Source organism: Glaciihabitans sp. UYNi722 (assembly GCF_040549465.1).
GTDB lineage: Bacteria > Actinomycetota > Actinomycetes > Actinomycetales > Microbacteriaceae > Lacisediminihabitans.
Genome location: NZ_JBEPTL010000011.1, coordinates 1 through 24,652, shown reverse-complemented (window position 1 = coordinate 24,652; position 24,652 = coordinate 1). Strand labels below are relative to the sequence as shown.

Annotated in this window: 26 protein-coding genes and 1 pseudogene; 6 read left to right on the top strand and 21 right to left on the bottom strand. The window is 64.1% G+C overall.

Translation table 11 applies throughout. The features are described from left to right. Window positions 1-12 precede the first annotated feature (12 nt). Window positions 13-1,368 (bottom strand): M16 family metallopeptidase, encoded by a 1,356-nt coding sequence (locus ABIB56_RS09750; RefSeq protein ID WP_354569013.1) that lies wholly within the window; start codon window positions 1,366-1,368, stop codon window positions 13-15. 310 nt (window positions 1,369-1,678) lie between these two features. On the opposite strand from ABIB56_RS09750, the gene ABIB56_RS09745 reads away from it, so the two are divergent. Together ABIB56_RS09745 and ABIB56_RS09740 are read left to right on the top strand one after the other, a co-directional pair. Further along, window positions 1,679-2,305 (top strand): TetR family transcriptional regulator, encoded by a 627-nt coding sequence (locus ABIB56_RS09745; protein ID WP_354569012.1) that lies wholly within the window; start codon window positions 1,679-1,681, stop codon window positions 2,303-2,305. Between the two features lie 73 nt (window positions 2,306-2,378). Beyond that, on the top strand, window positions 2,379-2,723 hold the full coding sequence (locus ABIB56_RS09740) for a hypothetical protein (RefSeq protein WP_354569011.1): 345 nt from the start codon (window positions 2,379-2,381) through the stop codon (window positions 2,721-2,723). Between the two features lie 56 nt (window positions 2,724-2,779). Here ABIB56_RS09740 and ABIB56_RS09735 read toward each other — a convergent pair whose 3' ends face one another. After that, on the bottom strand, window positions 2,780-3,769 hold the full coding sequence (locus ABIB56_RS09735) for an aldo/keto reductase (protein ID WP_354569010.1): 990 nt from the start codon (window positions 3,767-3,769) through the stop codon (window positions 2,780-2,782). A 373-nt stretch (window positions 3,770-4,142) separates the two neighbouring features. Here ABIB56_RS09735 and ABIB56_RS09730 point away from each other — a divergent pair, with 373 nt between their 5' ends. Next, complete coding sequence (locus ABIB56_RS09730) at window positions 4,143-4,652, top strand: YbhB/YbcL family Raf kinase inhibitor-like protein (protein WP_354569009.1); 510 nt, start codon at window positions 4,143-4,145, stop codon at window positions 4,650-4,652. A gap of 64 nt (window positions 4,653-4,716) precedes the next feature. Here the strand turns inward: ABIB56_RS09730 and ABIB56_RS09725 are convergent, their stop codons facing one another. After that, window positions 4,717-7,008 (bottom strand): polyribonucleotide nucleotidyltransferase, encoded by a 2,292-nt coding sequence (locus tag ABIB56_RS09725; protein WP_354569008.1) that lies wholly within the window; start codon window positions 7,006-7,008, stop codon window positions 4,717-4,719. A gap of 513 nt (window positions 7,009-7,521) precedes the next feature. Here ABIB56_RS09725 and ABIB56_RS09720 point away from each other — a divergent pair. Next, complete coding sequence (locus ABIB56_RS09720) at window positions 7,522-8,496, top strand: glycoside hydrolase family 6 protein (RefSeq protein WP_354569007.1); 975 nt, start codon at window positions 7,522-7,524, stop codon at window positions 8,494-8,496. Window positions 8,497-8,498: 2 nt separating this feature from the next. On the opposite strand, the gene ABIB56_RS09715 is transcribed toward ABIB56_RS09720, so the two are convergent. From ABIB56_RS09715 to ABIB56_RS09670, 10 genes and pseudogenes are all read right to left on the bottom strand, one after another. Then, the gene (locus ABIB56_RS09715; protein ID WP_354569006.1) at window positions 8,499-8,969 is read right to left on the bottom strand and encodes a VanZ family protein; all 471 of its coding nucleotides are present in this window, start codon (window positions 8,967-8,969) and stop codon (window positions 8,499-8,501) included. A gap of 98 nt (window positions 8,970-9,067) precedes the next feature. Further along, a complete protein-coding gene (locus ABIB56_RS09710; RefSeq protein WP_354569005.1) occupies window positions 9,068-9,715 on the bottom strand; it encodes an FMN reductase in 648 nt (215 codons plus the stop codon). Next, window positions 9,712-10,844 (bottom strand): annotated as a pseudogene (locus ABIB56_RS09705) (LLM class flavin-dependent oxidoreductase). The gene ABIB56_RS09710 and the pseudogene ABIB56_RS09705 overlap by 4 nt, the downstream one beginning before the upstream one ends. Before the next feature lie 92 nt (window positions 10,845-10,936). Next, on the bottom strand, window positions 10,937-11,569 hold the full coding sequence (locus ABIB56_RS09700; RefSeq protein ID WP_354569004.1) for a hypothetical protein: 633 nt from the start codon (window positions 11,567-11,569) through the stop codon (window positions 10,937-10,939). A 149-nt stretch (window positions 11,570-11,718) separates the two neighbouring features. Next, window positions 11,719-11,943: a hypothetical protein gene (locus tag ABIB56_RS09695; protein WP_354569003.1), complete on the bottom strand. Its 225-nt coding sequence runs from the start codon at window positions 11,941-11,943 to the stop codon at window positions 11,719-11,721. Between the two features lie 241 nt (window positions 11,944-12,184). After that, window positions 12,185-12,610, bottom strand: a complete 426-nt coding sequence (locus ABIB56_RS09690; protein ID WP_354569002.1) for a hypothetical protein — start codon at window positions 12,608-12,610, stop codon at window positions 12,185-12,187. Window positions 12,611-12,714: 104 nt separating this feature from the next. Further along, window positions 12,715-12,939 (bottom strand): hypothetical protein, encoded by a 225-nt coding sequence (locus ABIB56_RS09685; protein WP_354569001.1) that lies wholly within the window; start codon window positions 12,937-12,939, stop codon window positions 12,715-12,717. Between the two features lie 20 nt (window positions 12,940-12,959). Next, a complete protein-coding gene (locus ABIB56_RS09680; protein ID WP_354569000.1) occupies window positions 12,960-13,403 on the bottom strand; it encodes a hypothetical protein in 444 nt (147 codons plus the stop codon). Window positions 13,404-13,557: 154 nt separating this feature from the next. Continuing rightward, window positions 13,558-13,827, bottom strand: coding sequence for a 30S ribosomal protein S15 (gene rpsO, locus ABIB56_RS09675; protein ID WP_354568999.1), 270 nt, complete (start codon window positions 13,825-13,827; stop codon window positions 13,558-13,560). A gap of 232 nt (window positions 13,828-14,059) precedes the next feature. Beyond that, the gene (locus ABIB56_RS09670) at window positions 14,060-14,740 is read right to left on the bottom strand and encodes a lysoplasmalogenase (protein ID WP_354568998.1); all 681 of its coding nucleotides are present in this window, start codon (window positions 14,738-14,740) and stop codon (window positions 14,060-14,062) included. Window positions 14,741-14,873: 133 nt separating this feature from the next. Here ABIB56_RS09670 and lspA point away from each other — a divergent pair, with 133 nt between their 5' ends. Next, on the top strand, window positions 14,874-15,407 hold the full coding sequence (lspA, locus tag ABIB56_RS09665; RefSeq protein ID WP_354568997.1) for a signal peptidase II: 534 nt from the start codon (window positions 14,874-14,876) through the stop codon (window positions 15,405-15,407). On the opposite strand, the gene ABIB56_RS09660 is transcribed toward lspA, so the two are convergent. From ABIB56_RS09660 to ABIB56_RS09630, 7 genes are all read right to left on the bottom strand, one after another. Beyond that, window positions 15,404-17,419 carry a DUF6807 family protein gene (locus ABIB56_RS09660; RefSeq protein WP_354568996.1) on the bottom strand — a complete coding sequence of 672 codons (2,016 nt, stop codon included), beginning with the start codon at window positions 17,417-17,419 and terminating at the stop codon, window positions 15,404-15,406. The genes lspA and ABIB56_RS09660 overlap by 4 nt on opposite strands. A 166-nt stretch (window positions 17,420-17,585) precedes the next feature. Continuing rightward, window positions 17,586-18,425 (bottom strand): nuclease-related domain-containing protein, encoded by an 840-nt coding sequence (locus tag ABIB56_RS09655; RefSeq protein ID WP_354568995.1) that lies wholly within the window; start codon window positions 18,423-18,425, stop codon window positions 17,586-17,588. Window positions 18,426-18,502: 77 nt separating this feature from the next. Next, window positions 18,503-19,162: a hypothetical protein gene (locus tag ABIB56_RS09650; RefSeq protein WP_354568994.1), complete on the bottom strand. Its 660-nt coding sequence runs from the start codon at window positions 19,160-19,162 to the stop codon at window positions 18,503-18,505. Window positions 19,163-19,319: 157 nt separating this feature from the next. Further along, a complete protein-coding gene (locus tag ABIB56_RS09645) occupies window positions 19,320-19,667 on the bottom strand; it encodes a type II toxin-antitoxin system PemK/MazF family toxin (protein WP_354568993.1) in 348 nt (115 codons plus the stop codon). Beyond that, window positions 19,654-19,884 (bottom strand): ribbon-helix-helix domain-containing protein, encoded by a 231-nt coding sequence (locus tag ABIB56_RS09640; RefSeq protein ID WP_354568992.1) that lies wholly within the window; start codon window positions 19,882-19,884, stop codon window positions 19,654-19,656. The genes ABIB56_RS09645 and ABIB56_RS09640 overlap by 14 nt, the downstream gene beginning before the upstream one ends. A gap of 189 nt (window positions 19,885-20,073) precedes the next feature. Further along, entirely contained in the window at window positions 20,074-20,667 is a 594-nt protein-coding gene (locus tag ABIB56_RS09635; RefSeq protein ID WP_354568991.1) for a hypothetical protein, read from the bottom strand. A 428-nt stretch (window positions 20,668-21,095) separates the two neighbouring features. Then, a complete protein-coding gene (locus tag ABIB56_RS09630; RefSeq protein ID WP_354568990.1) occupies window positions 21,096-22,409 on the bottom strand; it encodes an alpha/beta hydrolase in 1,314 nt (437 codons plus the stop codon). Between the two features lie 276 nt (window positions 22,410-22,685). Here ABIB56_RS09630 and ABIB56_RS09625 point away from each other — a divergent pair, with 276 nt between their 5' ends. Then, a complete protein-coding gene (locus tag ABIB56_RS09625; protein ID WP_354568989.1) occupies window positions 22,686-23,603 on the top strand; it encodes an SCO6745 family protein in 918 nt (305 codons plus the stop codon). A 227-nt stretch (window positions 23,604-23,830) separates the two neighbouring features. Here ABIB56_RS09625 and ABIB56_RS09620 read toward each other — a convergent pair. Further along, the coding region (locus ABIB56_RS09620) for a zinc-binding dehydrogenase (protein ID WP_354568988.1) at window positions 23,831-24,652 on the bottom strand (822 nt) is incomplete at its 5' end.

Here is a 24,652-nt window from a genome sequence, read left to right as displayed (position 1 = left end):
CGATGGTGCTGGTTACGCGCTGACGGGCTCGTCGATGAGTCCGTCGAACGTGGCCGCGTCGACGGTTCCGACGGCGGCGATGGAAAGCGGACGTGACGCGAGTTCGACGGCGAGTTCCCGCACGTCCTCTGGGGTCACGAGAGCGAGGCGGCGCAGCGACTCGTCGAGGTCGGAGAATTCACCGAGGGTGATCTCCGAACGGCCGAGCCGCGACATCCGGGTATCTGAATCTTCGAGGGCCAGCGCGGATGCTCCGCTCAGCTGTCCGACGGCGCGACGCATCTCGTCATCGGTCACCCCACCCTCGCCCATGCGAAGAAACTCGGCGAGAAGCAGCTCGGTGACCTGCGCAGCCTTGGCGGGCGAGCATCCGGCGTAGAGGCCGAAGAGCCCGGCGTCGGAGTAGCTCGGCGAGAAAGAGTAGACCGAGTACGCCAGTCCGCGTTTCTCTCGAATCTCCTGGAAGAGCCGCGAGGACATGCCGCCGCCGAGCACCGAATTGAGTACGGCCATAGTCGAGCGGCGGTCGTCGGCCGCGGGAATTCCGGAGACGCCGAGCAAGATGTTTGCCTGCTCGATAGGACGCTGCACCACGACGAGAGGGCTGCCACGCTCGATCACGTCGTGGGTCGCGTCGCGGCGCTCCACCGGCGCGGCCTCCACAGCGAGGTCCCAGCCTGCCGCGGCCAGGGCCTGCTCGACACCGGCCACCAGCTCGTCGTGGTCGACGGCTCCCGCAACGGTGATGACGAGGTCCCGGGCACGGTAGTTGGCTCGGTAGTGATTCCAGACAGAATCGTGTGTGGCCGCCTGGATCGTCTCGGGGCTTCCCCCGATCGGACGTCCGAGCGGATGATCCCCCAGCACCGCCTCGAAGAAGCGCTCGCTCGTGACGTCACCCGGGTCGTCGTCGGCCATCGCGAGTTCTTCGAGGATGACGCCGCGCTCATTCTCGAACTCTGTGGCGTCGATGATCGAGGAGGTCAGCATGTCAGAGAGCACATCGACCGCCATCGGAAGGTCGCGATCCTGCACCTTGGCGTAGTAGCAGGTGTATTCTTTGGCGGTCATGGCATTGTGCTCGCCACCGACCTCGTCAAAGCTGACGGCGATATCGAGCGCGCTCCGGTGTGTGGTGCCCTTGAAGAGAAGGTGTTCGAGAAAGTGGGTGCTGCCATAGGTCGCGGGGAGTTCGTCACGCGAGCCGACAGCAACCCAGTAGCCGATGGTGGCGCTCCTGGCACCGGGCACCTGCTCGCTGAGGATACGGACACCGCTCGGAAGAACGCTACGTCGAACGCGCGAATCTCCGGATGCGGTGAAGGTCAGTTCGGCCAGGTCGAGTGGCAGCGGGACAGCACCGTTCATTGAACCGAGCCTACGTCACCCACGCGCGCCGCTTTGCGAGCTTCCCCGCGCGACCCCCCAAACTGGGGACCGACTCGCCGGCATGAATGCGGACAAACAGGATTGTCTGTCCCCATTCATGTGTTACAGTTTCCAACGTCAGGAAAACAACCCGAATGTTCGACTGATACCCACTCGTCGAGTTGGGTGACCATCTGTGAGAACCGTGAACCCGAATTCACGGGGCAAGAACACCGGGCAACCCCCATGCCCGGTTAGCTGCCGAACGGCTTTGAGGACACCTAGCCGATTAGCCCGAGGGAGCCACGCTGTGCCGATTGTTGATTCTGATCCAGTCGGCCAGCGTGCCCCCTGGCCGACGCTGACGCACAAGGCGTCTTCCGCGCCGGCCAAGCGTCGCATCCTCGAGACGGCCAACACCCTCTTCTACGGCGACGGAATCCGAAGTGTCGGAGTCGATCGCCTCATCAGCGAATCTGGCGTGACCAAGGCCACCTTCTACAAGCACTACGGCTCGAAAGACCGCCTCATCGTGGAGTACATCACCGGGCGCGACCTGATGATCCGCGAATTCATCGAGACGATCATCGCGAACGCCCCGACGCCGGAGCACTCGATCCTTGCGCTCGTGGACATGATCGTCACCGCGATCGAAGGACCAGGATTCCGTGGCTGTCCCTTCATTAACGCGGCGTCCGAATTCACCGACCCGCGGCACCCCGTGCGCCAGGTGGTCGCCGACCACCGCGAATGGTATGCGGAGAGGGTCGGTGACGTCTTCCGGGCTGCCGGACACCCGTTGCCCGGCGATGCGGGCGACGAGTTCATCCTCGCCAGGGATGGCGCCATGACCGGCGGCTACGCAGGCGACTCCATCGCCGCCACCACCGCCCTGCAGCGCGCGGTCGAACGTATTATCGCCGACACCCACCGCTGACAGCACCCACTACTCTTGGGAAGCGCTCGTCACCGACGGTGACGACAGGCTCCGAACGCCGAGAGGAACACTCGTGACCTTCACCTTCAGCATCCTCACGATCATCACCATCGTCGCAGCCGCGTTTGCGATCTATGACGCGGCCACTCGGCTCCGCGGCACACGGAACAGGTCGATCCTCGCGATCGCCGAACTGATCTTCGCCGCTCTTCTACTGCTCTCGGTCTTCGTCGTGCTGCCCGCGCCGTTCACGACTTTCCCCTTCGCGATCGTGCTCGAGGTGATACTGGTGGCGTCGCTGATCTTTCGCGGCACAGGCCGCAAGGCCGTCGCACCCGTTACGGTCATCGCTCTCGTGCTCACTACCATCGTCGTGCTGATCTCTGCGGGCTGGTTGCACGTGCCTGGGGTGTTCTAGCCCTGGGGTTTTCTAGCCCTGGCGTGTCTAGCCCATGCTTGTCTGGAGCCGCCGTGCTATGACGCGGAGGCACGATCCAGTTCTGCGACCTGGTGGCGGTTCAACTGCACGCTGGCGGCCGCCACCAGTTCGTGTACCTGCTCGGTGAGGCTCGCACTCGCTACCGGAGCGACGATGTCGGGCTTGGCGAGTAACCACGCCAGAGCGGCGGTTGCAACACTGACGCGCTGCTCCCAGGCGACCTGGTCGAGAGCCGCGAGGATGCGCTGGCCACGCTTGTTCAGGTACCTGGCCGCCTCGATGCCGCGGCTGTTGCGACCCAAATCAGCCTTGGTGCGGTACTTTCCGCTGAGGAACCCGCTCGCCAGGGCGAATCGGGGCATCACACCGAGCCGCTGCTGGGCCGCGACCCTGGCGAGGTCGCCCTCGAACTCCGAACGGTGCATCAGGTTGTAGTGGTTTTGCAAGGCCACCATCGGCGTCACCCCGAGCTGGGCGGCGATCACGCGTGCCTCGATCAGACGGTTGCCTGAGTGGTCCGAGACCCCGAAGTACCTGACTTTGCCGCTGCGGATGAGGTCGTCGACCACGAGTAAGGTCTCCTCGAACGGCACGGATTCGTCATCGATGTGCAGGTAGAGCAGGTCAATGTAGTCGGTACCGAGGCGCTCGAGGGAAGAGTTCACGGCACGATAGACAGCGGACGCCGTGACGCCAGGGCTGTCGGCGCTCTTGCCGATCTTGGTGCCGACGACCATCTCGGAGCGGTTGCGCCTGACCCGCATCCAGTTGCCGATCATGATCTCGCTGCGGCCACCGGCATAGGAGTCCGCAGTGTCGATGAAGTTGCCGCCGTGCTCAAAATAGGTGTCGAGGATGCTGATGGTTGCTTCGGAGTCTGCGGTCCATCCGAAGACGTTGCCGCCAATCGCGAGCGGGAAGACGCGCAGGTCGGACTGGCCGAGACGACGACGGATCGGACCGGCATTCACCAAGCGGGGAGGCTCCACAATGACCGGCGCCTGCTGAGGCAAAACCTGGGTCATACACACCGCCTAGGGGTGTCGAGTGCTCTGGACACGATTACGGACACGTGCCATGGTGTTGACATTAGATGAGGGCGCTGACTATTCACGACAACATGAGGCGCGAGTTAACCTGCATGATACAAATCGTTATCGTCCCGAGATACGCCACCGTTAGCTGTGAATCGGCTCGATGGTCGACAAATAGCCGCCCGCGCCTCTGGCGTGCCGCCCGCCAGATGCCTAAGTTCTGAAGAGTGCGGGAGCGATTGGCTCCCGAAGACCCTCCGCCCACAGCGTGCGGAGGATCCGCCACAGTCGCGCCAGGACTCTAAACGGGCGCTAGAAGGGCCGCCTGCGTGCGGCCCTTCGCCAATTATCGAAAGGATGCACGATGGTCAACGATCCCAACTGGCGGCTCCCAGAAGTCCCGGCCTTCGATCTCGAGAGTCTCGACTTCACTCCAGGGGGCCCGCTTCCGACAACCGCCCGTGCGGACGGCGGAAACCGCTCCCCCGCGCTCCACTGGAGCGGCGCGCCAGAAGGCACGAAGAGCTTCGCTCTGACGGCGTACGACCCCGATGCGCCGACCGGCAGCGGGTTCTGGCACTGGGCCGTCTACAACATCCCTGGCGATGTCACCGAACTGCCGGCCGGGGTGAGCACTGATGACCTGCCAGCCGGCGCCGTGACGCTCTCGAATGAGATGGGAGGCGAGGAGTTCACCGGTGCGGCTCCCCCGCCCGGTGACGGTCAGCACCGCTATTTCTTCACTGTGAGCGCACTCGACATCGGCGAACTCGACATTCCGGCAGGAGCTACGCCCGCAGTTCTGGGATTTATGCTCCGCGCCAATATCATCGGTCGCGCCCAGCTGATCGGGCTGGCAGAGACACCGGCCTGACCGAGCCTGTGACAACGACAAAGCCCCACCCCGCCGAAGCGGAGTGGGGCGTTGTCGTGGAGAACTACTCGGCGTTGACCGGTTCGCCTTCAGACGAGGTGTCGACGCTCCGCTCGGCCGCGTCGCGACCCTGCGTGTCAGCGTCCTCGGCCTCGACGGGAGCGAGGGACAGCTTTCCGCGGTCGTCGACCTTGGTGATCTCGACCTGGATCTTCTGGCCGACGGAGAGCACGTCTTCGACGTTCTCGACGCGCTTGCCACCGGCGAGCTTGCGAACCTCGCTGATGTGTAGCAGGCCGTCCTTGCCGGGGGTGAGCGAGACGAACGCACCGAAGGTCGCGATCTTGACGACGGTTCCGAGGAACCGCTCGCCGACCTCAGGGTTCAGCGGGTTCGCGATGGCGTTGACCGCCGCGCGAGCCGCCTCGGCCGACGGACCGTCGACTGCACCGATGTACACGGTTCCGTCATCCTCGATCGAGATGTCGGCTCCGGTGTCATCCTGGATCTGGTTGATGTTCTTGCCCTTCGGGCCGATCAGCTCGCCGATCTTGTCGATCGGGATCTGCACCGAGATCACGCGAGGCGCGGTCGGCGCCATCTCATCCGGAGCATCGATTGCGGCGTTCAGCACGGCCAGGATCGCGGTACGCGCTTCCTTAGCCTGCTTGAGCGCGCCATCGAGCACCGACGACGGGATACCGTCGAGTTTGGTGTCGAGCTGGATCGCGGTAACGAACTCTGAGGTGCCCGCGACCTTGAAGTCCATGTCGCCGAGAGCGTCTTCCGCACCGAGGATGTCGGTGAGAGCCGCGTAACGGGTCTCACCGTCGACCTGGTCGGAGACGAGACCCATCGCGATGCCGGCGACCGGGGCGCGCAGCGGCACACCGGCGTTCAGCAGGGACAGGGTCGAGGCGCAGACGGAACCCATCGAGGTCGAACCGTTGGACGAGAGAGCCTCGGACACCTGGCGGATCGCGTACGGAAACTCCTCGCGGCTCGGCAGTACCGGCACAAGGGCGCGCTCGGCGAGGAAGCCGTGCCCGATCTCGCGACGCTTCGGCGAACCGACACGGCCGGTCTCACCGGTCGAGTAAGGCGGGAAGTTGTAGTGGTGCAGGTAGCGCTTCTTCGTGACCGGAGCCAGCGAGTCGATCTGCTGCTCCATCTTGAGCATGTTCAGCGTGGTGACGCCCAGGATCTGAGTCTCGCCGCGCTGGAAGATCGCCGAACCGTGAACGCGCGGGATGACCTGCACCTCGGCGTCGAGCGGACGGATGTCGCTCAGTCCACGACCGTCGATGCGAATCCCATCGGTGAGGATGCGGCCGCGAACGATCTTCTTGGTGACGGACTTGTACGCGGCGCTGACCTGGCCGTTGGCGGCAGCGTCCAGTTCTCCGCGCTCGACCTTTGCAGCGACCTCGGCCTTGACGCGATCCTTGAGGGCGTCATCGGCGTTCTGGCGCTCGACCTTGTCGGCGATCTGGTAGATCCCCTTGAGCTCGTCGTAGGAGATTCCGGCGACGGTGTCGTAGGTGGCCTGGTCGTAAGGAAGGAAGACCGGGTAGTCGGCGATGGGCTTGGCAGACTGGCTGGCGAGCTCGGCCTGTGCTTTGACCAGCTGGGCGAGGAACGGCTTGGCGGCCTCGAGGCCCTGGGCCACGATCTCCTCGTTCGGCTTGATGGCGCCGCCCTGGATGAGGCCCCATGCGTGCTCGGTGGCTTCCGCCTCGACCATCATGATCGCGACATCCTCGTTGCCGTTGTTGTCGGTGACGATGCGTCCAGCGACGGTGAGGTCGAAGACGGCGCGCTCGAGCTGCGAGTACTTGGGGAATGCGACCCACTGGCCGTCGATGAGCGCGAGGCGCACACCGGCGATCGGACCACTGAATGGCAGTCCCGAGATCTGGGTGGATGCGCTGGCCGCATTGATCGCGAGAGCGTCGTAGAACTCGTCGGGCGCGATGGCCAATACGGTGATGACGATCTGCACCTCGTTGCGGAGTCCCTCGACGAAGGACGGACGCAGCGGACGGTCGATCAGACGGCAGACCAGGATGGCCTCGGTCGACGGACGGCCTTCGCGACGGAAGAACGAGCCGGGGATCTTGCCTGCGGCGTAGGAACGCTCCTCGACATCGACCGTCAGCGGGAAGAAGTCGAAGTTATCTTTCGGGTGCTTGCTGGCGCTGGTGGCGCTGAGCAGCATGGTCTCTTCGTCGAGGTAGGCAGCGACTGCTCCCTGGGCCTGCTGGGCGAGACGCCCGGTTTCGAAGCGGATGGTGCGAGTGCCGAACTTGCCGTTATCGAGAACGGCTTCGGCGAATTTGATTTCTGGACCCTCCATAGGGGGCTATCTCCTTTGTTGCAGTATTTTTACATTCGCCCTGCGGGCGACAATCGTGACCCCGTGTGGGTCGCGACTCGTCAAGGAACAGTGATACCGCAGAAAGGCGCGCACAATCATGCGGCGCATCGGCACATGTACCCAATGGGTACGGGCTCTGGTCAACAGTAGAAAGGCGCCGAACCTGAGGTGAGAAACACCCGATTCAGAACTTCACCACTACTGACCAGCCTGCGGTAAATCGACCCGGTATGAAATGACACCGGGCCAGCCTGCTCCGTAGCTGTCGTAATTCGAGCGACGCATGCGACGCACCGAATCCAGACAACCTCACATAGCCTACCAGCCCGGGTTATCGCAACCTAGTAATCGGGATCCGGGCGCGGCGCACCGGCCTTGATTCCCGTCCTCGCTCTTGAGAGGCTGGAACCAACAACAGTCGGGGGCCGATTCGTGGCAAGTCATTCTGTTCTTCGACGCCGCCTGCGGGCCGGAATCCTCTCCGCTGCAGTCATGGTCCTCCTGCTCTGTGGATGCACCGCTGCCCCCACCGATCACCGGCCCGGCGCCGCACCGACGATCGTTCCCGGTCGTCTTCCCTCCTCGCTGACCAGTGCCGAGATCTTTCCCGGCGGCCTGTACACCGATCCGAAGACTCATGCCGCGGATGCGGCCGCCCGGCTCGCCGCCGACGGCCAGACGACTGAGGCGGCGGACATCTCGAAGATCAGCTCGCAACCCACAGCGATCTGGCTCGCCAATTCGAGAGGCGCATCGAAGGTTGGCCCGCTGCTGCGCAACTATGTCAGCGCCGCGGCGGCGGAGTCGAAGACCCTCGTCTTCGTCACCTACACGATCCCCAACCGGGACTGCGGCGGACTGTCAGCCGGTGGGATGAGCAGCGCCGACTATCTTCGCTGGAACCGCACCATCGCCGAGACGCTGGAGGGCACTCGTTCGGTGATCCTCGTCGAGCCTGATTCGCTTGCCATGCTCACGAAGGATCAGTGCGCGAGCGAGAGGGAGTCTCGACCGCCACTGATCAGGAAGGCTGTAGACATCCTCGTGTCGGCTGGTCTCACCGTGTACCTCGATGCCGGCAACTCGCACTGGGTTCACCCGGATGTCATAGCGAACCTGCTCCGATCGGCCGGCGTGAACGAAGCGCGCGGTTTCTTCACCAACGTCTCGAACTTCTACCGGGTAGACCAGGAGCGCAGCTACGCCGACAGCGTCTCGAAACTGCTCGACGGCAAGAATTTCGTCATCGACGTCTCGCGCAACGGCAACGGCTGGCAGGGTTATTGGTGCAATCCTCTCGGGGCTGCGATCGGGCAGAAACCCCGTGTGAGTGCGGGAACGACGAAGCTCGATGCGCTGCTCTGGGTGAAGCATCCTGGTGACAGCGATGGTGCGTGCCGTGGTGGTCCCATCGCCGGCAGCTGGTGGGAGAGCTACGCGTTGGACCTGGTGCGCAACGGTTCCTGAACTCATGGGGCCTGCTGGGCAGGCACCGCCCGCTGGTCACGTTCACGCTCACGCCTCAACCTTCGCGCCTTCGGAGCAGTGACGATCAGGGCCGCCAGCACACCGATGGTCGCGCCGAGGGAGTTAGCGATGAGGTCACGGACATCCGAAACCCTGCCAGGGATGAACAGTTGCGCTCCCTCAATGGCCACGGTGAGCGCGACGCCGGCAAGAATACCGACGAACCAGAGCCTTCGTCCGAACAGAAGAAGGAAGAAAAGACCGATCGGAATGAACATGGCGACGTTCGCCAGGAATTCGACCCGCGCATAGGTGAGCCAACTCGTGAGCTCGTGCCCGGAGAAAAAACGCAGCAGCCGCCAGAGCCACGCTCCGTTGCCGGAATTAACCGGCTGCGGCCCGAGCGTGATCCAGCCAACCACTGCCAAATACACCACGGTGACCAGGCTGAGGAAGGGATGACGTCGGAACATCCCACCATCATCACGGTAAAACCTGAAGGTTTGGCTCAGTGGCCTCCAACGGAGCCGTCGCCCGGTCGGGGCACCAACACCCGGCCGGGCAGCGGGACCTATTGCGCGCCGAAGGCCCCGACCGGGCTGAACCCGGCGGGTAGGTCGAAGGGGTCTCGCACGATGCTCGATCTGTCGCTCTCGCGAACGAGGGCGGCGAGTTCGCCGGCTGCCCGCTCGATGCGTTCAGGAAGAGAGGTCGCTCCGGTCCCGGAGGTCGCTGACGAGGTCCCGTCGCTCCCCCAATCGCCGGAGGCCGCGTAGACGCCCGTCGGCACGACGACCGCGTGCAGGTAGCTGAACAGCGGACGCATCGCATAGTCGAGGGCGAGCGAGTGACGCTCGCTTCCACCGGTCGCGCCGATGAGCACCGGGAGACCAGTGATCGACTGCGGATCGAGGATGTCGATGAAGGATTTGAAGAGTCCGCTGTAGCTGGTGGTGTAGATCGGCGTCACAGCGATCAGCCCGTCGGCGCTGGTGACCTGCTCGAGGATCGCCTCCAGCTTCGGGCTGGCGAAGCCGGTAAGCAGGTTGTTCGTCACGTCGTGGGCGAGGTCTCGCAGGTCGATGGTGTCGACGGCGATCTCGGCGCCGTCGTGCTCGAGGCGATCGACCGTCGCCTTGGCAAGGCGATCGGCCAGCAATCGCGTGGAGGACGGCTGGCTCAGGCCGGCCGAGACGACGGCGATCCTGCGAATCGTCATGAGTTGCTCTCTCCTGCTTCGACGAGCTCAGCGAGCGGCTCGGGCTGGGCGGCTGCAGCATCACGGGCCGCCACGAGGGATTCGTGGGTCGGGCCATCCGGAGCCTCGGCCGGACGGTTCTTGGCGAACTCCTTGCGGAGCACCGGCACCACCTCTTCGCCCAGAATGTCGAGCTGCTCGAGCACGATCTTGAGAGGAAGGCCGGCGTGGTCCATGAGGAAAAGCTGACGCTGGTAGTCACCGAAATAGTCGCGCATACTCGCGTAGCGGTCGATGACTTCCTGAGGGCTGCCGACAGTGAGCGGCGTCTGCTCGGTAAATTCCTCGAGCGTCGGACCGTGGCCGCAGACCGGGGCATTGTCGAAGTATGGACGGAACTCGTTCACCGCATCCTGCGAGTTCTTGCGCATGAATGCCTGCCCGCCGAGACCGACAATCGCCTGGGCGGCGGAGCCGTGACCATAGTGCTCGAAGCGCTGGCGGTAGTAGCCGATGAGGCGCATGTAGTGCTCCTTCGGCCAGAAGATGTTGTTGGCGAAGAACCCGTCACCGTAATAGGCGGCCTGCTCGGCGATCTCCGGCGTGCGGATGCTGCCGTGCCAGACGAAGGGGGCGACGCCGTCGAGGGGGCGAGGGGTGGAGGTGAAGCCTGCAGCGGCGTGCGGAAATTACCGGACCAGTCGACGACATGCTCTTTCCAGAGGCGCTGGAGGAGGGCGTAGTTCTCGATGGCGAGCGGGATGCCCTCGCGGATGTCTTTGCCGAACCATGGGTAGACGGGGCCGGTGTTGCCGCGCCCCATCATCAGGTCGACACGGCCGTCGGCCACGTGCTGAAGCATCGCGTAATCCTCGGCGATCTTCACCGGGTCATTAGTGGTTATGAGGGTCGTGGCGGTGGATAGTAGCAACTTCTCGGTCTTCGCCGCGATGTAGCCGAGCATGGTGGTGGGACTCGAGGGAACGAAGGGCGGGTTGTGGTGCTCGCCGAGCGCGAAAACCTCCAGGCCGACCTCTTCGACCTTCTGCGCGATGGTCAGGATGTTCTTGATGCGCTTATGTTCGGTGGGCGTCGAGTCATTGATGGGGTCCGTGGTCACGTCTCCGACCGTGAAGATTCCGAATTGCATGTGCCTGCCCAGTCCCTCTACGAATCACGTTGTGACGCCGTGTTTTCCATGCGTTTGCATGGATACCGTCCACAACGGGGTTCGGGGCGTTCCTATTCCCCGATGTCGAGCCAGCCGGGCACCGGAGGGCAGCGGTCTTCCCAGTAGCGCACCAGCGAGCGCGGATAGTTACCCGCCCAGATCACCTGGAACGGATTCCAACCGGCAAGTCCATTGATGTCCTTGGCGATTTCACGATTCGGTGACGCCGGCGACGGCGCTCCCGCGACGAGCAGGCATGGCCGCACCACGGTGACCAGGTACTGATAGTCGGCTTCCGCCAGCCGGGGGCTCAGGAGGCGCAGCACATCGGAATCGGTAACGTATTGGGCTGCGCAGTTATAGCTTTCGACTGTGTATTCGAGCTGCGTCTGGCCTGAGCCGCTCAGATAGGTCAATCCGCCCTGAAGCACCCTCGCCTTGATTCCGTGCTCGCCCAGGCAGTCGACGACGGCCTGCGGCCACTCGTGGTTGGAGACAATGTGCGGCGACGACACCACGGGTCGGATGGCCTCCGGGTACTGCCGCGCGACAATGCGCCACTGCTTGTCGAGAAGCTGCGAACGGATGAGGGCGCGCTTCTCCTGGCTGATCAGCGGCTTAGCAGGTGCTGTGGTGCACCCGGCAAGCAGTATCGCCGACATCACGAGGGCGATCGCCGCGACGAACCTGCCCTGGATAGCCATGGGTACAGTCTCGCATCGGGCCGCGGAACGAGTATCGGCGTTCCACGCCTCGGTGGAGCAGCCCACTATTCGCGCAGGTCGAGCCAGGTCGGGATCGGCGGGCAATGCTGCTCGAGGTAGCTCACGCGAGCGCTCGGCATCCCGCTGTCCTATACCTGCTGGAACGGATTCCATTCGAGGTCGCCGGAGGCACTGAGGACGAAAGCGAGGCGCGTCGGCGGAGTCAGCGCGGGAACTCCCGCAAGCAGCAAACAGGGACGAACCGAGCCGACGTAGTAGCGGTACAGCTCTTCCAGCTGCGGACGATTGAGATATTGGATCACCTGGTTGAGCGTCGGATACATCGACCGGCACACATAACTGGAGATCGCCATGCATCCGCCCTCGAACTGGGCACAAACCGATTATTCGTCCACTACGAACCAAGAGAGCAAGAGGAACCTCGTCGACCGGCACATAGGATCCGTTCGACACAGGGGAAATCGAGTCACTCCGGGGGGAGCAACGACTCGAATACGAAGGGCCGGGCGTCGGGAAACGTGCCGGCCCTTCGGTCTCTCCGCCGTCAGCAGAGCTGAAATGTCAGCAGAACTGAACTGTCAACGGGTCTGAACGTCAGCGGGTTTGGCCCATCAGGAGGTCGACACGCCATCCGGAACGCGTCTTCGCGAGCCTGGCCGGGATCCGCACCTTCTGTCCACGCTTGTCGAGGCGGCTGAGCGCCTCGTCGACGATGGACTCCAGCCCGCGGGGCACGGTGCCGACGATGCCGGTCACCCGGCTGCCGGCGAACAGACGGATGACCATCGGGGCATCCGTGCGTTCGTCTTCGATGCTGCGCCGGGAGATAGCAGTCTCCAGGTTGTCTTCCCCGTTGTCAGCGACCTTCTGCAGTTCGTCCTGGCAGGGATTGCTGGCTGCGAGTCGCAGGGTCACGCGCCCACTAGACGGGAGCAGGTTGTACTTGTACTGGTTGAACGAACCGGTGCCGCGGTCGTCTTTGGGCAGCGGGTTATCGTCGTCTCGAGTGAAGAAGGCCATGCACTCGATGTTATAGATGATGCCGCGATCCTCCGGTCAGGAAAAGCCTGATGGCCCCGCCGCTGATGGATCGATTTCTGGAGGTGAGTCGCCAGCACGGCCGTCTACTCGCTACGTCCGCGCCACTTCACCAATAGTTCCCATACATAACTTGCGGCGAGGGCGAAGAGCCCGAGAAAGATGAGGCCGCGCATGAGAAAGCTGAACGCGCCAAGGTGCAGAACGAAAGCGAGTATCACGGCGAAGACTATCGCCGCGAAGATCCCCGCTCGCGCGAGCGCGATTCTCTTCAGCGCCGGTGCTCTATCGGTTCCACGCGACTTCGCCATGCGCCAACCCTAGCGCCGGCTTAAGCGGCCTGGCCCGTCGCGTAATTGCTGCCCCCGAAACCGCGTGCTTCGCTCGGCTTGCGACGAGCGTCGACGGTGGCGTTATCGGGAATCTGGGCGTCGGCTTCGATCACCGCTCCACTGGCGATACGAACATCCGCACCGATACGCGAGTGGCTACCGAGACGCGCACCCCCGCCGATCTGGGCGTCGCGGCCGACGTGCACGTTCTGGCCGATGAAAACTCGCTCGCCGATGACGGCGCCCCTGTCGATCCAGGATCCCGCGCCGATCGTGGTTCCTGCCCCGATGCGCGCCTCCGATTCGACGTAGGCCATGGCCGCCACGAATGCACTCGGCTGAACCCGCGCGCGCGGCGAGACGAAACCGCGCCCGTTCGCGTGACGCTGGTACTTCAGAACGGCTCCGGTGTCGTCTTCTACTTCTTCATTGATTCTGCCCATAGCGACCTCCTTGAGTCGTCTGCATTGTCAACGCAGATATGACTGTTTTGATTCCTTTGCATGGATCTCACAGAAATGAAAAACGGCCCGCCCCGTATACGGGGCGGGCCGTCTGAGCCGGAGAGTCGATCCGGCGCGGCTAGGACAGCAGGACCTAGCGGCGCAGGCCGAGACGCTCGATGAGCGAACGGTAACGAGAGATGTCGATGTCCTGCAGGTAACCCAGCAGGCGACGACGCTGTCCAACCAGCAGAAGCAGGCCACGACGTGAGTGGTGGTCGTGCTTGTGCTCTTTCAGGTGCTCGGTGAGATCCTTGATGCGCGCGGTCAGCATTGCGACCTGCACCTCGGGGCTACCGGTGTCACCAGGATGGGTGGCGTACTCGTCGATAATCGTCTTCTTGGCATCTGGTGCTAATGGCATAGATGACCCCTCTCACTCGTTGCGCGGTGCCGGTCACAGAATGTGCCAGCTCTCTTTATCCGCGGCCCTTGGACGGCAACCTTGCGAGTTTAGCAGAGTGTCTGACCGGAAGCGTCGACCGCATCCGCGCGAAGCTTTGTCATCCGCGCGCACGTTACGACCCCAGCGCGGATGACAAAACCCCGCGCTGTCGCCAGACGGGCTCCGCCGGGACTGGTGGGGCTGAGCTCGACTACGTGCCGCTCGAGGCAACCACCGATGCGTAGCTTCGCGCCGCACGCATCGACTGCACAGCGCCGAAAGCGATGAGCCCCTGGGCCGCCACGTAGAGCAGCATGATCACAAAATCGATCTGCCAGAACACGAAACCCGGCAGAAAGAGTTTAAGCGCGAGCAGCGTATCGGAGACCAGGAAGAGCAGTGCACCGCCGGCGATCCAGCCATTGCAGGCCAGAGCTGCGGATGCCATAGCCCCGAGTACGAGCCCGTAGAGGGCCACCGGCACCAGCAATGTTCCGAGGTGTGGCGCCAGCACTGCGATGAGAGCCGCCCACCATAGGGTAAGGAGCGCCGCGAGCCGGGTGACCCGCCTGCGCCGAAGCGGGCGGAGGAATACGACCAGGTACGCAACGTGCGCCAGGAAGAAAGATCCGAGGCCGAGCAGGAATCCGACATCGCCGGGAGTGCCGAGCAGGATGTCGCCGAGCCAGGAGAAGAGGATCGCAAGGCTGACGATCAGCGCGAGCTCGCTGCGCGCACGGCGCAGCGCCCAGAGGAAGCCGAGCAGCAGAGCGGGCATGAGCAGCGGTTTCGTCGAGGTGGACACCGCAGTCGACGCCACCAGGAGCGAGGCCAGATGCACGACGGCGATGACCAGGTAGGGCAGGAACGGCAGTATTGGCGGGCGGGCCATGGGAACTCCGAAGGTGCGGGATGCTTGCTGGCACTCTATCGGCGTGCTGCAAGACGGTGTCAGCGCCCGCGATCGCAGGTCAGCGCGCTCGGAGGATTATTCCTCACGCGCGCCATGACGGGATAATGTTCGAATGACCTCAGCCGACAGCCCCTCACCTGAGGCACGACCCACCCCTCACCGCCGCCTGTTCTGGTACACCATCGTCATCGCCATTGTGGTGATCGCTCTCGACCAGCTGACCAAGTGGTGGGCCGAAACCTCGCTCGCTGACGGCAAACGCGTGCCGGTGATCGGCGAGCTCATCCAGTTCCTTCTCGTTTATAACCCCGGCGCCGCATTCTCGATCGGTACAGGGGCGACCTGGATCTTCGCGATTCTCGCCGCAATCGCCGTGGTCGTGATCGGCCTGCTGGCCTGGCGGGTGGGGTCGAAGGGATGGATGGTCGCCTTCGGCCTACTGCTCGGCGGAGCTACCACCCACCTCGGGGATCGACTCTTCCGCGCGCCGGGCTTCGGTCGCGGACACGTCGTGGACTTCATCGACTACGCGGGATTCTTCATCGGCAACGTCGCGGATATCGCCATCTTCGGCGGTGTGGTCATGCTCTTAATCCTGATGCTCCTGGGTATCCGGCTGCGTGGTGGCCGCGGTACCGTGCGCTAGAAGCCCGGAGCAGCGACCAGGCGTTCGATGGCTCCGGCATCGAGGCGCCCGTCGGCGACGAAGATGCGGATGCTGCGCGCGAGCGTCTCACCCGCGCCCAGGGTCAGCGGCGCCGTCGCAGCGAGTGACATACCGATGCCGGGATAGTCTCTGGATCGCACGAACCACGGGTCCGACCGAGTGGCGTCGTCGAGCGGCACGAACAGCAGCGTCGCATCCCCGCCGTCGAAAGCCGCCGACCAGGCCAGCCACGGAGCCACCTCGCCGTGCACCGCGGCCTCGCCTGATCCGAGTGGTGAAAGAAGGGTTCGATCGCTGCACGCCGGCAGCCTCCAGAAGAATCCGCCGTAGCCGGAACCGGCGAAGCCGCGGGAACCGGGACTCTCGAGGGTCACCGACGTGCGACCGGCCGCGGGATTGAGCTGGAACCCGAAATCGAGCGACCAGGTCTTCTCGTTGACGGCGGACCAGCGCATCCGTCTGGTCTCGTCGAGCACCGTGTGGCCACTCCGGTCCGTCCAGCCGAGACTCTGGGTGAGTACGCCCGGTTCGAGCGCCGAGTCGGTGATGACGATGCGGCCGTGGTCGTCCCCGGTCACATAGCCGACGCCATCGACGTAGGTTCCGCCTCCCCAGAAGTTGGTGCCGTCGACCACCTGTACTGCCACACCGACGCCGAGATGCCAATCATGATCGGCCGGATGATGATCGCTGACCACGATGCCGGCGAGCGTACTGACCGGATGCAGGTAGGGGCGCGGGCTCGACTCCGGTCGCACGTCAACACCGTCGCGCGCGATCGCCACAGTTGTCGTGCCGAGTTGCAGCGTCTCGGGCGCGGAAGCCGGGGCCGAGACGGGAGCCGCCCATGGCGCCCCTACCTGCGAGAACGTGGAGTGTGCAGCGACGGCCCGCTCTGTCCACTCGTCGACATCGACGACGACCGGGTACCGACTGTCTCCCTCGCCGTGCCAATGTACGAACTCTGGAGCGATCTGTCGCGGCTGGGGCGCTACGCGGATGGCCTCGACGACGGCCATGAAAGCGCCGAGGTCTTTGAGTTCCGAAACCAACTCCACGCTGTCGTCTCCGCGCTTGTCCAGGAGATTGAGCAGCAGGTCGTCACGCCCGTAGTGCTCGCTTCTGGTCGGCAGGTCGCCGACCGCGATCTCGAGGTCGTCCAGGGTGTAGAAGAAGGTCGCGGTGCCCGTCGACCCGCGCACGATGACCCGGGGTTCGGTCTGATCGTTCTCGGCCGAACACAGCGTGAACCCCGCGGTCACGGTGAGACCGCTCGTCGTCGTGAGCGCTACAAGCGACGTGTCGTCCACCTCGATGTCGTTGGCGTGGAAGAGCTCCAGTTCGAGCGACGCGAGCTCCTCCGCATTGCCGACGTCGGCGATCCGCAGTGCCGTCGAGACGGCGTGGGCAAAAGGATTGGTGACAGCGCCGTCGACCACGTCGTGACCGTTGAGCGTCTTCTTGCCCGCCCAGGCGGATCGCGTCCAGTAGTGGGCGTCGCGTCGCCAGTGACCGACAGCCTCGACAGCTACCAGATCGCCGAGCTCTCCGTTCTGCAGCAGTTCCGCGATCCTGTCCAATGCGTGCGACCCGAGGCTCTGGAAGCCGACCTGCACCCGGCGACCGAGGGTCGCCGCGACATCCACCATGCTGTGAAAAGCGGCCATGGATGACGTTGGCGGCTTCTCGACGAGCACGTCCGCCCCGGCGCGCATCGCCTCGATGGCGAGCGGCTCGTGCGTATGTATCGGGGTCGCGATGACCGCGATGTCTACCGCGAGTTCCGACGCGAACAGCGAGGTCGAATCCGAGAACTCCCGCACCCCCTCCGGGAGGGTTCCCGGAGTCGCGCCCGTCGGATCCGCGGTGGCGACGAACTCGATGGTCCCACGAGCGTGCAGCTCGGAGAGGAAAGCGAGATGCCGCTGGCCGTAGCCGTGAACCCCGATGAGAGCGATTCTGGCGCGCGGCGGCACGCCGGGATCACTCAACTCCGAGCCGTGCGTGTCGTCGTCGCTGAAGATGAATCACTCCCACTCGCGGTTCGTCGGCTGCCGATTGGCCGCATCCGCATCAGTGAAGAATACTGTGCATGCGTTCGACGAGACAATCGGCCGTCACACGCCGCCGCCGCGACGATGCCCGGCGCGAACTGAGTCAGCCTGCGAGATGAGCAGCGTTCACCAGGACTTCGAACAGCGCGAGCATGAGGGCCACGAGTGCGCAGGAGCATCCGACGAGCATGAACAGCGACCACAGACGCGCTCGTTTGCGAGCGGCCTCGACCTGGTTGCGCAGCCCTTCAAAACGCTGCACGTACGGCTCAGTGTCGTCATTCGCCAACGGTGTCGCGCGCCAGGTGCTGCGCTCCTCGGCGAACATCGAGAAGTGTTTCACGGCACGTTCGGAGAGCACCCGAGGCCTGCGAAGCAGCCAACGGCGCAGGTGCTGCGAGGCCAACACCTTCACCGTCGGCCGTTTGCGTCCCGTGAGGATGGACAGCGGATGCACGACAACGATTAACGGAGTCACCGTCACCGGACGCCCGGTTACGGTGCTGAGCAGTTTCGAGGCACGCTCCGCCTCGTGCCGGGAGTTACGCATGTACTCCTGCTTGAAACCGTTGACAATGAAGGTGCTCCCGGCTACGAAGATCTTCTTGCCCGCGTGGTTCTTGGTGTTGATCGTGAAGAGTCCGGCCGGGCCGACGATCACGTGGTCGATGTCCGAGCTGCCAGCGCCCACAGGCACTGCATGCAGCACCGTCCACTCTGACCCGAGCCTGGACAGCACGCCGGCCACCTCGATCTCGCCCAGCGCACCTCGGTACCAGCTGCGGGCATCCGGATGCAGCGGGCTCCCGCCGAAGAAGCGTGCAACCCTGCCGCCCGGCTTCGCGTCCTGTTGCACGCGAAGGCACTCCTGCATCACGGCGTAGGCCGGACCGCGAGCGCGCAGGTTCGGCTCCGCCACTGTGGCTGAAACCGTCTCCGTCATCACTCCCCCAAGCTCCGATCACTCGACGCTAGCGGCGGTGACCCGCGCGGCGGCAGCCCCAGAACGGGCGGAGGGAGCTATCGAAGCCGAGCGACTGGACCGAGTTCGCTCGGCTGCGAGCCCCAGGTCGTGCGTTCTTCCGCGATCATCGTGAAGTACGCGACGGCCTCGTCCGAGTACGCTCGGGAGCACTCGGACAGCCATTGCGACACGATTTCTGCAGACAGCACGACCACGCGTTGAGCCGGGTCGCCGCCGAAGGACAACGAGGCAGGGTCGATGAGCGCGATGACCGGGATCACGCGCAGGTTCTGGTCCGTCGCCGAGCTCAGGCGCACAGACGCACGCTCTGCCGCCTGACGGGTGACGCCGACGTGATCTGTCGGTCGACCGTTCACCCAGATCACGTCTTCATCCACCCAGATCTTCTTGTTCGCGCCGATCCTGGCGCTGATGGCGAAGATTCCTGGGGGGCCGATCACGAGAAAATCGGCGTCGAGCTCACCGAAGACGTCGAAGGTGCGCAGCACATTCCAACCGGGAGCGAGCTCGGTGAACACGTCGGTGAGCGCGAACTCGACGGGTGGCTGTTTGCGCCAGCCTCGACGGGTCGAACGCTCGGTGCTGGGGCGAAAGAAGGTGGGCGGAGTTGCAGTGAGCGGCACAGTGTTGTTCAACGCAGAGTCATTCGACAGGCCGTGGTCGCGCAGCAACTGCTTCGCTTCCCGTCGCGACACCAGATTCGTCAATGCTCCCCCAAGCTCTGTTCTTCCCGACTTTATGGCAGCCGACCACACTGTCGAAACCCCCCTTAGGGGGCATCACTCGCCATTCAATCTGTCCGATTGACAGCCGAAAGATGGTGCGGACGTTGAGTTCTCGACGCGTGTGTTACTACAGCTGCAGGTGAAGGCGCAGTGCGTCATCGAGCTGGGCCATGACGTTTGCAGGGGCGCGCCCGAGGATCGCGCCGAGCCGCTCGACGGCGACCGAGCGGACCTGCTCGGCCTGGGCCTTGGAGTCCTGAGGTAGCCCGGTCGCACCGGCGGGCAGCAGAGCCTGAAAAGGGAAGATCCGGTCGGTGTTGCTGGTGACCGGCACGACAGTGACCACTCCGCGGCCCAACCGCGTCGCGATCGAGTTCGCGCGATCGTTGCTCACGATCACCGCCGGACGTCGTTTGTTGGCCTCGCCTCTGCGCACAGGACCCAGATCCACGAGCCGGATCTCACCGCGCAGCATCGGCTATCCCGTCAGCCGCGGTCACACTCCACGCCGCGTGGTCACCGGATGCCTCCCACTCGCTCCAGGCGGCCTCGTAATCCTGCTCCAGTTCGGGAAGGCGAAGCAGGCGAACGGCATGGTGCACAGCTGCCGACCTCGAGGAGAGACCGGCAGTGCGAGCAAATTCATCGAGGAGGACCACATCCTCGTCCGGCAGGCTAACGCTCAGCTTCATACTGAAATGCTACCGCAGTACTACCGCAAGGCGGTAGGCGTTATCGACTGCTGCCGCTGCGCGAGCGCCGTCCTCTGAGCGGAACCTCACCGAAACACCTCGTCATCCATTCCGGACGCTGGGCAAACTTACGTTGAATTCGGAGCACCACCCGCACAGGCCGACGGGGTGACTCGCCGACGATGGCGCTCACCGAAACTGTTGGAGGGCTTCGCCGTACCGTTCTGGGTCGTCTCGGGTTTCCGCGGTTACGAGCAGTGCGTGCTGCCCAATCACTCTGGTGTAGCTGCCCTTGCACGGGATGACGACGATCTTGCTCAGTCCCGCGTGCCACGCCGAGATGAGCGCGGCGAGCGAAACCCGCTCTGGCTCCTCTTCCAGGGGCTGGAAGTGACGGCGGGAACTGTCGGACAGAGCTTGATTCCAGGCTTGGTATTGGTCCGTGAAAGCTTCGTCGCCGAAGGTACCGCGCCAGCTCGGGCCGAGGAGCTCATGCAGTAGAGTGACGCGTTTGGCTGATCCGATCGCAGTTCCACGAAGTTGCTCGAACAGGGTCGCGTCGCGAATCTGCCCCGCATGGTGAAGGCACGCCTGCCACATCGCAGGCCACGCTTCCTGCCACTCCGCAGCCGTGTCCGCCGAGGCCGTTTCGGCATCAGCGCTCGATGGTTTGACCGACAGGAGTGGGGGAAGGTCGACTCCGGCTGGCTTCACATTCCATGTTTCGCGAACCCACAGCAGATCGATAAGCGGTTGAAGGTCATCTTCGATGGTTATGGCCATGTCGTGTGGCCACGGATTCCCAGGAATCGGAACGGACGAAAACATCGAATCCTCCTCCAGCATCGGCCCTCGATGATTCTCACCTGAACTGAGCCCTACAGGCAACTCACACCGCCGCTTACCTTCCAACCATCGCAACGCGCGCCCAATCCACCGACACCAGAATTTCCCGCAAGCCGAACAGGCAGCGGCCGAGATAGCGTGTGATAAGGATCGCCGTTTGACCTGAACGGATGCGCGATCGTGAAACTTCAGAGACGTTCGCGGCAAGAACGGTTCAGTCGCGAAGTGGCGACCCCACGACATTGAACCGGAATCTACCGAAGACGCCGGACAGCAAGGAGCGTGCGGCAGTGATATCGCCCCGCACCTGCAAGGCGGACGGGTGGCGTAACGCGGTCTTGATCACTTGGACCCGGGCCTGGGTGTCACGGACTGGTGGACGGATCAGACAGTCCGAGTCGGGGATAGAGCAGTCGATACCCTTCCTGGAGCCCGCCGTTGAGGGCGCCCAGAACGTGTCCTCCGTTGGGCACCTCGAAGTAGGTGGTCTTCCATCCCGATGCTTTGGCCGCAGCTTCGACCCTCCTTGCCTGGGTCACATAGCTGCCGTCGTTGGAACCAACGGTGAAAATACCGAAAGTGTCGGAATAGTGGTGAGCAGCGAGGACTGTTAGCGGACGAGCTGCCTGATACGCGGCTCTGTTGCCGGCGAAGTCCTGCGCAAGAGTCTCGTTGGGTCGGTCCGATCCCGGGTATTCCTCACCGGAAATGTCGAGCACGTTGCCCCAAATTTCGGGATGTTTGGCCCCGAGCGACAGCGCGCATTCGCCACCGTTGGAGTATCCGGCGATCGTCCAGTGAGCGGCATCGGGGAGCACGTGGAGGTTGGCACGAGCCCACGCGACCGCATCTCCGACGAGGAACGTTTCTGATTTGCCGTGTTTTGCCGTGTCGAGACAGAGAGGATCGATGGCGGGATCACCGAGTTGATCCACCACGAGAACTATTGGCGCTAGGCCGTTGTGTCTCGCGGCAAATGCGTCAAGTATTGGTTTTTGAAAGGACGGGTCCGGGTTTCCGGGCTGCCCCATCATCATGACAACAAGCGGCAATAGTGGTGGGTCCTTCACCAGCGCAGCCGGGGGCAGGTACAGACCGGCCGGCCGGGACCGGAATCCGGAAAGAGTGTTGGGGATAACCACCGAACCGATGGTTCCTTCGACAGGCTGACTTTTCGGGGCTAACCAATTTGCCCACAGCGCTCCTCCGGCGAGGGGAGTTCGACTCGGTACTGGAGTCGGAGTGGTCCGCGGGAGCGCGATCGGTTTTTGGGTGGAGATCCCCGCCAGATCCGCAACTGTGCGATCCAGTCCGAAGTCCGCGTTGATTCCAACGGTTCCAGCGACGGCAAACAGAACGAGGGCGACTGAGGCGACCATCTTTCGCGGCCACCGTGATTTCCAGAGATTGACGATCGCAAGGCACATAGCCGAGAACGCCACATATACCCAGATTGTCGTGGTGGCACTGAGATCCACGCCAAAAGCATTAGTCGCTCTAACCCACCACAGCAGGACAAAGGCGACAATCGATCCCCCAAACAACGCACCGGTGGCGGTGACGATCCATCGCCGCGACGGGCGACGCAGGGCAAGGAAAAGAACGGCACCGACCGCCAGGGTGTAGACCACACCGACAAACGGACCGTCGATGATATTCATCCTCAGGAATGCATCCATGGGCGTCCTCAATCGGGGTCTGGTCGCACGCGATTCTAGAGGAAGCCGAGTGTGTGCCGACCGCGAAGCCTTGGTGAGCCACCTCACACTCGTCGGCACACACTCGGCCAGGGTCCGATTCCGTCTGTGCCGAACCGCTTGCGGGGACCAATTTTCCGCGCGCCCGAGGCCTCGCGTAGGGACGCCATCGGCGCAGACGATTCGCAGCCCGCCCGTGCGCAGTCTCGCCGCACCGCGACAGCGTAATGTCGTGTTTGGCCAGAGGGGGAAGGCACGATGACTGCACGAGAGCACGCCGTTCGCGCACTATGGACGCTGTTCGAGCCGATCCACGCGGTGAGTTACTTCGCGCAGGAGGCTCGCGAGCAGTTCGCCGCCATCGGGCTCACCCGCTACTGGGACGGCTACTTCGCTGGCCGCGCCGCACCGCTCGGGCCCGTGTCAGCCGCGCCGGTCGTGGCCATCTTCAATGGCTTCTCCCCCTCTCTCGTCGGTCGTGCGCTGCCTGCGGTCTGGTCCGTCGCAGCCGTCGATCAGGTGTTGGATGCCCGCTCCCGCGGCGCCGCAGCAGCCCTCCGCGCAGTCGTGGCCGACGAAACGCTCGTCGCTGAAGCCGCAGCCGCTCTCACGCAAGTCGCTCACACGATCGATGTCGCGGGTCGACCGCTCGCCGCCGCGAACCGGGCCCTCCCTGAGGAGTCGGATCCCTACCGCCAGCTCTGGCGTGCGGCGACGATCCTGCGCGAGCATCGCGGCGATGGGCACGTCGCCGCGCTGCTCGGTGAAGGCATCGCCGGCCTAGCATCGATCGTCCTGCGCAGCGCCGTCGACCTCGAAGCCACGACGATGAGGCGCGTTCGCGGTTGGAGCGACGCCGAGTGGGATGCGCAGGTCGAGGATCTCGTGGCCCGCGGGTTGCTGACCGCGAGCCTCGACGTTACCGCAGCCGGTTCGGCTGCTCTGGACAACGCCGAACACGTCACCAACCGGCTCGCGGAGCCCCCCTGGCGTGCACTCGGCGACGATCTCACCCGTATCGGCCGCCTGATCGCACCGATCGCGCACGCGTGCGGCAAGATCTTTCCCTACCCGAATCCGATCGGAATGCCGCAGCCCTGGAATCCAGAATCGGACCCAGTTGCGGAGGCAATTCCAGAGGTGCCGGTCGAACCACCGACCAAAGTGGCGCTCTAGCAGGCCCGTCGTTCCAGGCCACTCGCACGTGCGCGGATGCCCTGCACGTGCGGTCGAGGTTGATTCCACCGGTGCGAGTCTCGTGATGGGGTCACGAGAGGTCGGCTCCGCCGAATGCCCTAGCGGCGGCGGCAGGGGTTTCGGTGGGGTGCGGGAACTTGGCCGCGGTTTTCGCCAAGCTGCGCCGCTTTCGCTGCTGGTGCGCCCGGGCGGCTGGACCGATCGGACTATGGAACCAGCACGACTTTTCCGTGTGGTGCTCCCGACAGGCTGAGCTCCGCGGCGTCGCGCCACTCGTCGAGCGGGAAAGTCTTCGCCACGGGGACCGTGAAGTCGCCTGCGGCGGCGAGGGCAGCGTAGTCGGCCAGGAAGTGTGAACTGGAGAAACCGCCCGCAGCCATGAGTTCGTCGATGTTGACCCGGGCACCCTGACTGCGCGCCTCGTCGTGATTGCTGATGGTCATCACGCGCTTCGGGTCGCCCGCGATCTCGATGAGCGCCGCGATTGCGCCGGTGTTGGGCAGGGAAGCGTCGACCACATGATCGATCGGTCCGTTTGCGAGTGCGCGGACGCGGACGCGCTCGACCATGCCGGCACCGTATGGGGTGACGACCGCGCCGAACCCCTCAAGCTCGTCGGCGAATGTCAAGCCAGCCGTGGCGATCACTCGGGCGCCCTTGCGCAGGGCGATTTGCACGGCCGTGTAGCCGACCATACCGCCCGCTCCATGGATCAGTACGGTCTCGCCCGACTTCACATCCATCAGGTCGAGGGTCCAGCCCGCGGTCTGCAGCACCATCGGCAGGACGGAAGCGTGGACGGCATCGAGCCCGGCCGGGATGGGAAACCACAGGTTCATGATCGCGAAGTCGGCCGCCCCGGCGCTGGGCTGCGTCGCGAAGTCCGACGACCCGAATACGAGATCACCGACCGCCACGTCGTCGACTCCGTCACCGGCGAATTCAGGTGGTGAGTGCAACACCCTGAGTTCTGTGGGGTGTTGTCGATGGGCAGACCGTGGTCGCCATTGAGTGTTCGTTTGTCGTTC

Excerpts from the sequence above, each read along its gene's own strand:
- ABIB56_RS09710 (WP_354569005.1), bottom strand. The coding sequence starts at position 9,715 with ATGACGATTCGCAGGATCGCCGTCGTCTCGGCCGGCCTGAGCCAGCCG.
- ABIB56_RS09720 (WP_354569007.1), top strand. The coding sequence starts at position 7,522 with ATGGTCCTCCTGCTCTGTGGATGCACCGCTGCCCCCACCGATCACCGG.
- ABIB56_RS09655 (WP_354568995.1), bottom strand. The coding sequence starts at position 18,425 with ATGACGGAGACGGTTTCAGCCACAGTGGCGGAGCCGAACCTGCGCGCT.
- ABIB56_RS09635 (WP_354568991.1), bottom strand. The coding sequence starts at position 20,667 with ATGGCCATAACCATCGAAGATGACCTTCAACCGCTTATCGATCTGCTG.
- ABIB56_RS09640 (WP_354568992.1), bottom strand. The coding sequence starts at position 19,884 with ATGAAGCTGAGCGTTAGCCTGCCGGACGAGGATGTGGTCCTCCTCGAT.
- ABIB56_RS09690 (WP_354569002.1), bottom strand. The coding sequence starts at position 12,610 with ATGGCCTTCTTCACTCGAGACGACGATAACCCGCTGCCCAAAGACGAC.
- ABIB56_RS09700 (WP_354569004.1), bottom strand. The coding sequence starts at position 11,569 with ATGGCTATCCAGGGCAGGTTCGTCGCGGCGATCGCCCTCGTGATGTCG.
- ABIB56_RS09730 (WP_354569009.1), top strand. The coding sequence starts at position 4,143 with ATGGTCAACGATCCCAACTGGCGGCTCCCAGAAGTCCCGGCCTTCGAT.
- ABIB56_RS09750 (WP_354569013.1), bottom strand. The coding sequence starts at position 1,368 with ATGAACGGTGCTGTCCCGCTGCCACTCGACCTGGCCGAACTGACCTTC.
- ABIB56_RS09645 (WP_354568993.1), bottom strand. The coding sequence starts at position 19,667 with ATGCTGCGCGGTGAGATCCGGCTCGTGGATCTGGGTCCTGTGCGCAGA.
- ABIB56_RS09685 (WP_354569001.1), bottom strand. The coding sequence starts at position 12,939 with ATGGCGAAGTCGCGTGGAACCGATAGAGCACCGGCGCTGAAGAGAATC.
- ABIB56_RS09625 (WP_354568989.1), top strand. The coding sequence starts at position 22,686 with ATGACTGCACGAGAGCACGCCGTTCGCGCACTATGGACGCTGTTCGAG.
- ABIB56_RS09735 (WP_354569010.1), bottom strand. The coding sequence starts at position 3,769 with ATGACCCAGGTTTTGCCTCAGCAGGCGCCGGTCATTGTGGAGCCTCCC.
- ABIB56_RS09680 (WP_354569000.1), bottom strand. The coding sequence starts at position 13,403 with ATGGGCAGAATCAATGAAGAAGTAGAAGACGACACCGGAGCCGTTCTG.
- ABIB56_RS09715 (WP_354569006.1), bottom strand. The coding sequence starts at position 8,969 with ATGTTCCGACGTCATCCCTTCCTCAGCCTGGTCACCGTGGTGTATTTG.
- ABIB56_RS09670 (WP_354568998.1), bottom strand. The coding sequence starts at position 14,740 with ATGGCCCGCCCGCCAATACTGCCGTTCCTGCCCTACCTGGTCATCGCC.
- ABIB56_RS09725 (WP_354569008.1), bottom strand. The coding sequence starts at position 7,008 with ATGGAGGGTCCAGAAATCAAATTCGCCGAAGCCGTTCTCGATAACGGC.
- ABIB56_RS09695 (WP_354569003.1), bottom strand. The coding sequence starts at position 11,943 with ATGGCGATCTCCAGTTATGTGTGCCGGTCGATGTATCCGACGCTCAAC.
- ABIB56_RS09630 (WP_354568990.1), bottom strand. The coding sequence starts at position 22,409 with ATGGATGCATTCCTGAGGATGAATATCATCGACGGTCCGTTTGTCGGT.
- rpsO (WP_354568999.1), bottom strand. The coding sequence starts at position 13,827 with ATGCCATTAGCACCAGATGCCAAGAAGACGATTATCGACGAGTACGCC.
- lspA (WP_354568997.1), top strand. The coding sequence starts at position 14,874 with ATGACCTCAGCCGACAGCCCCTCACCTGAGGCACGACCCACCCCTCAC.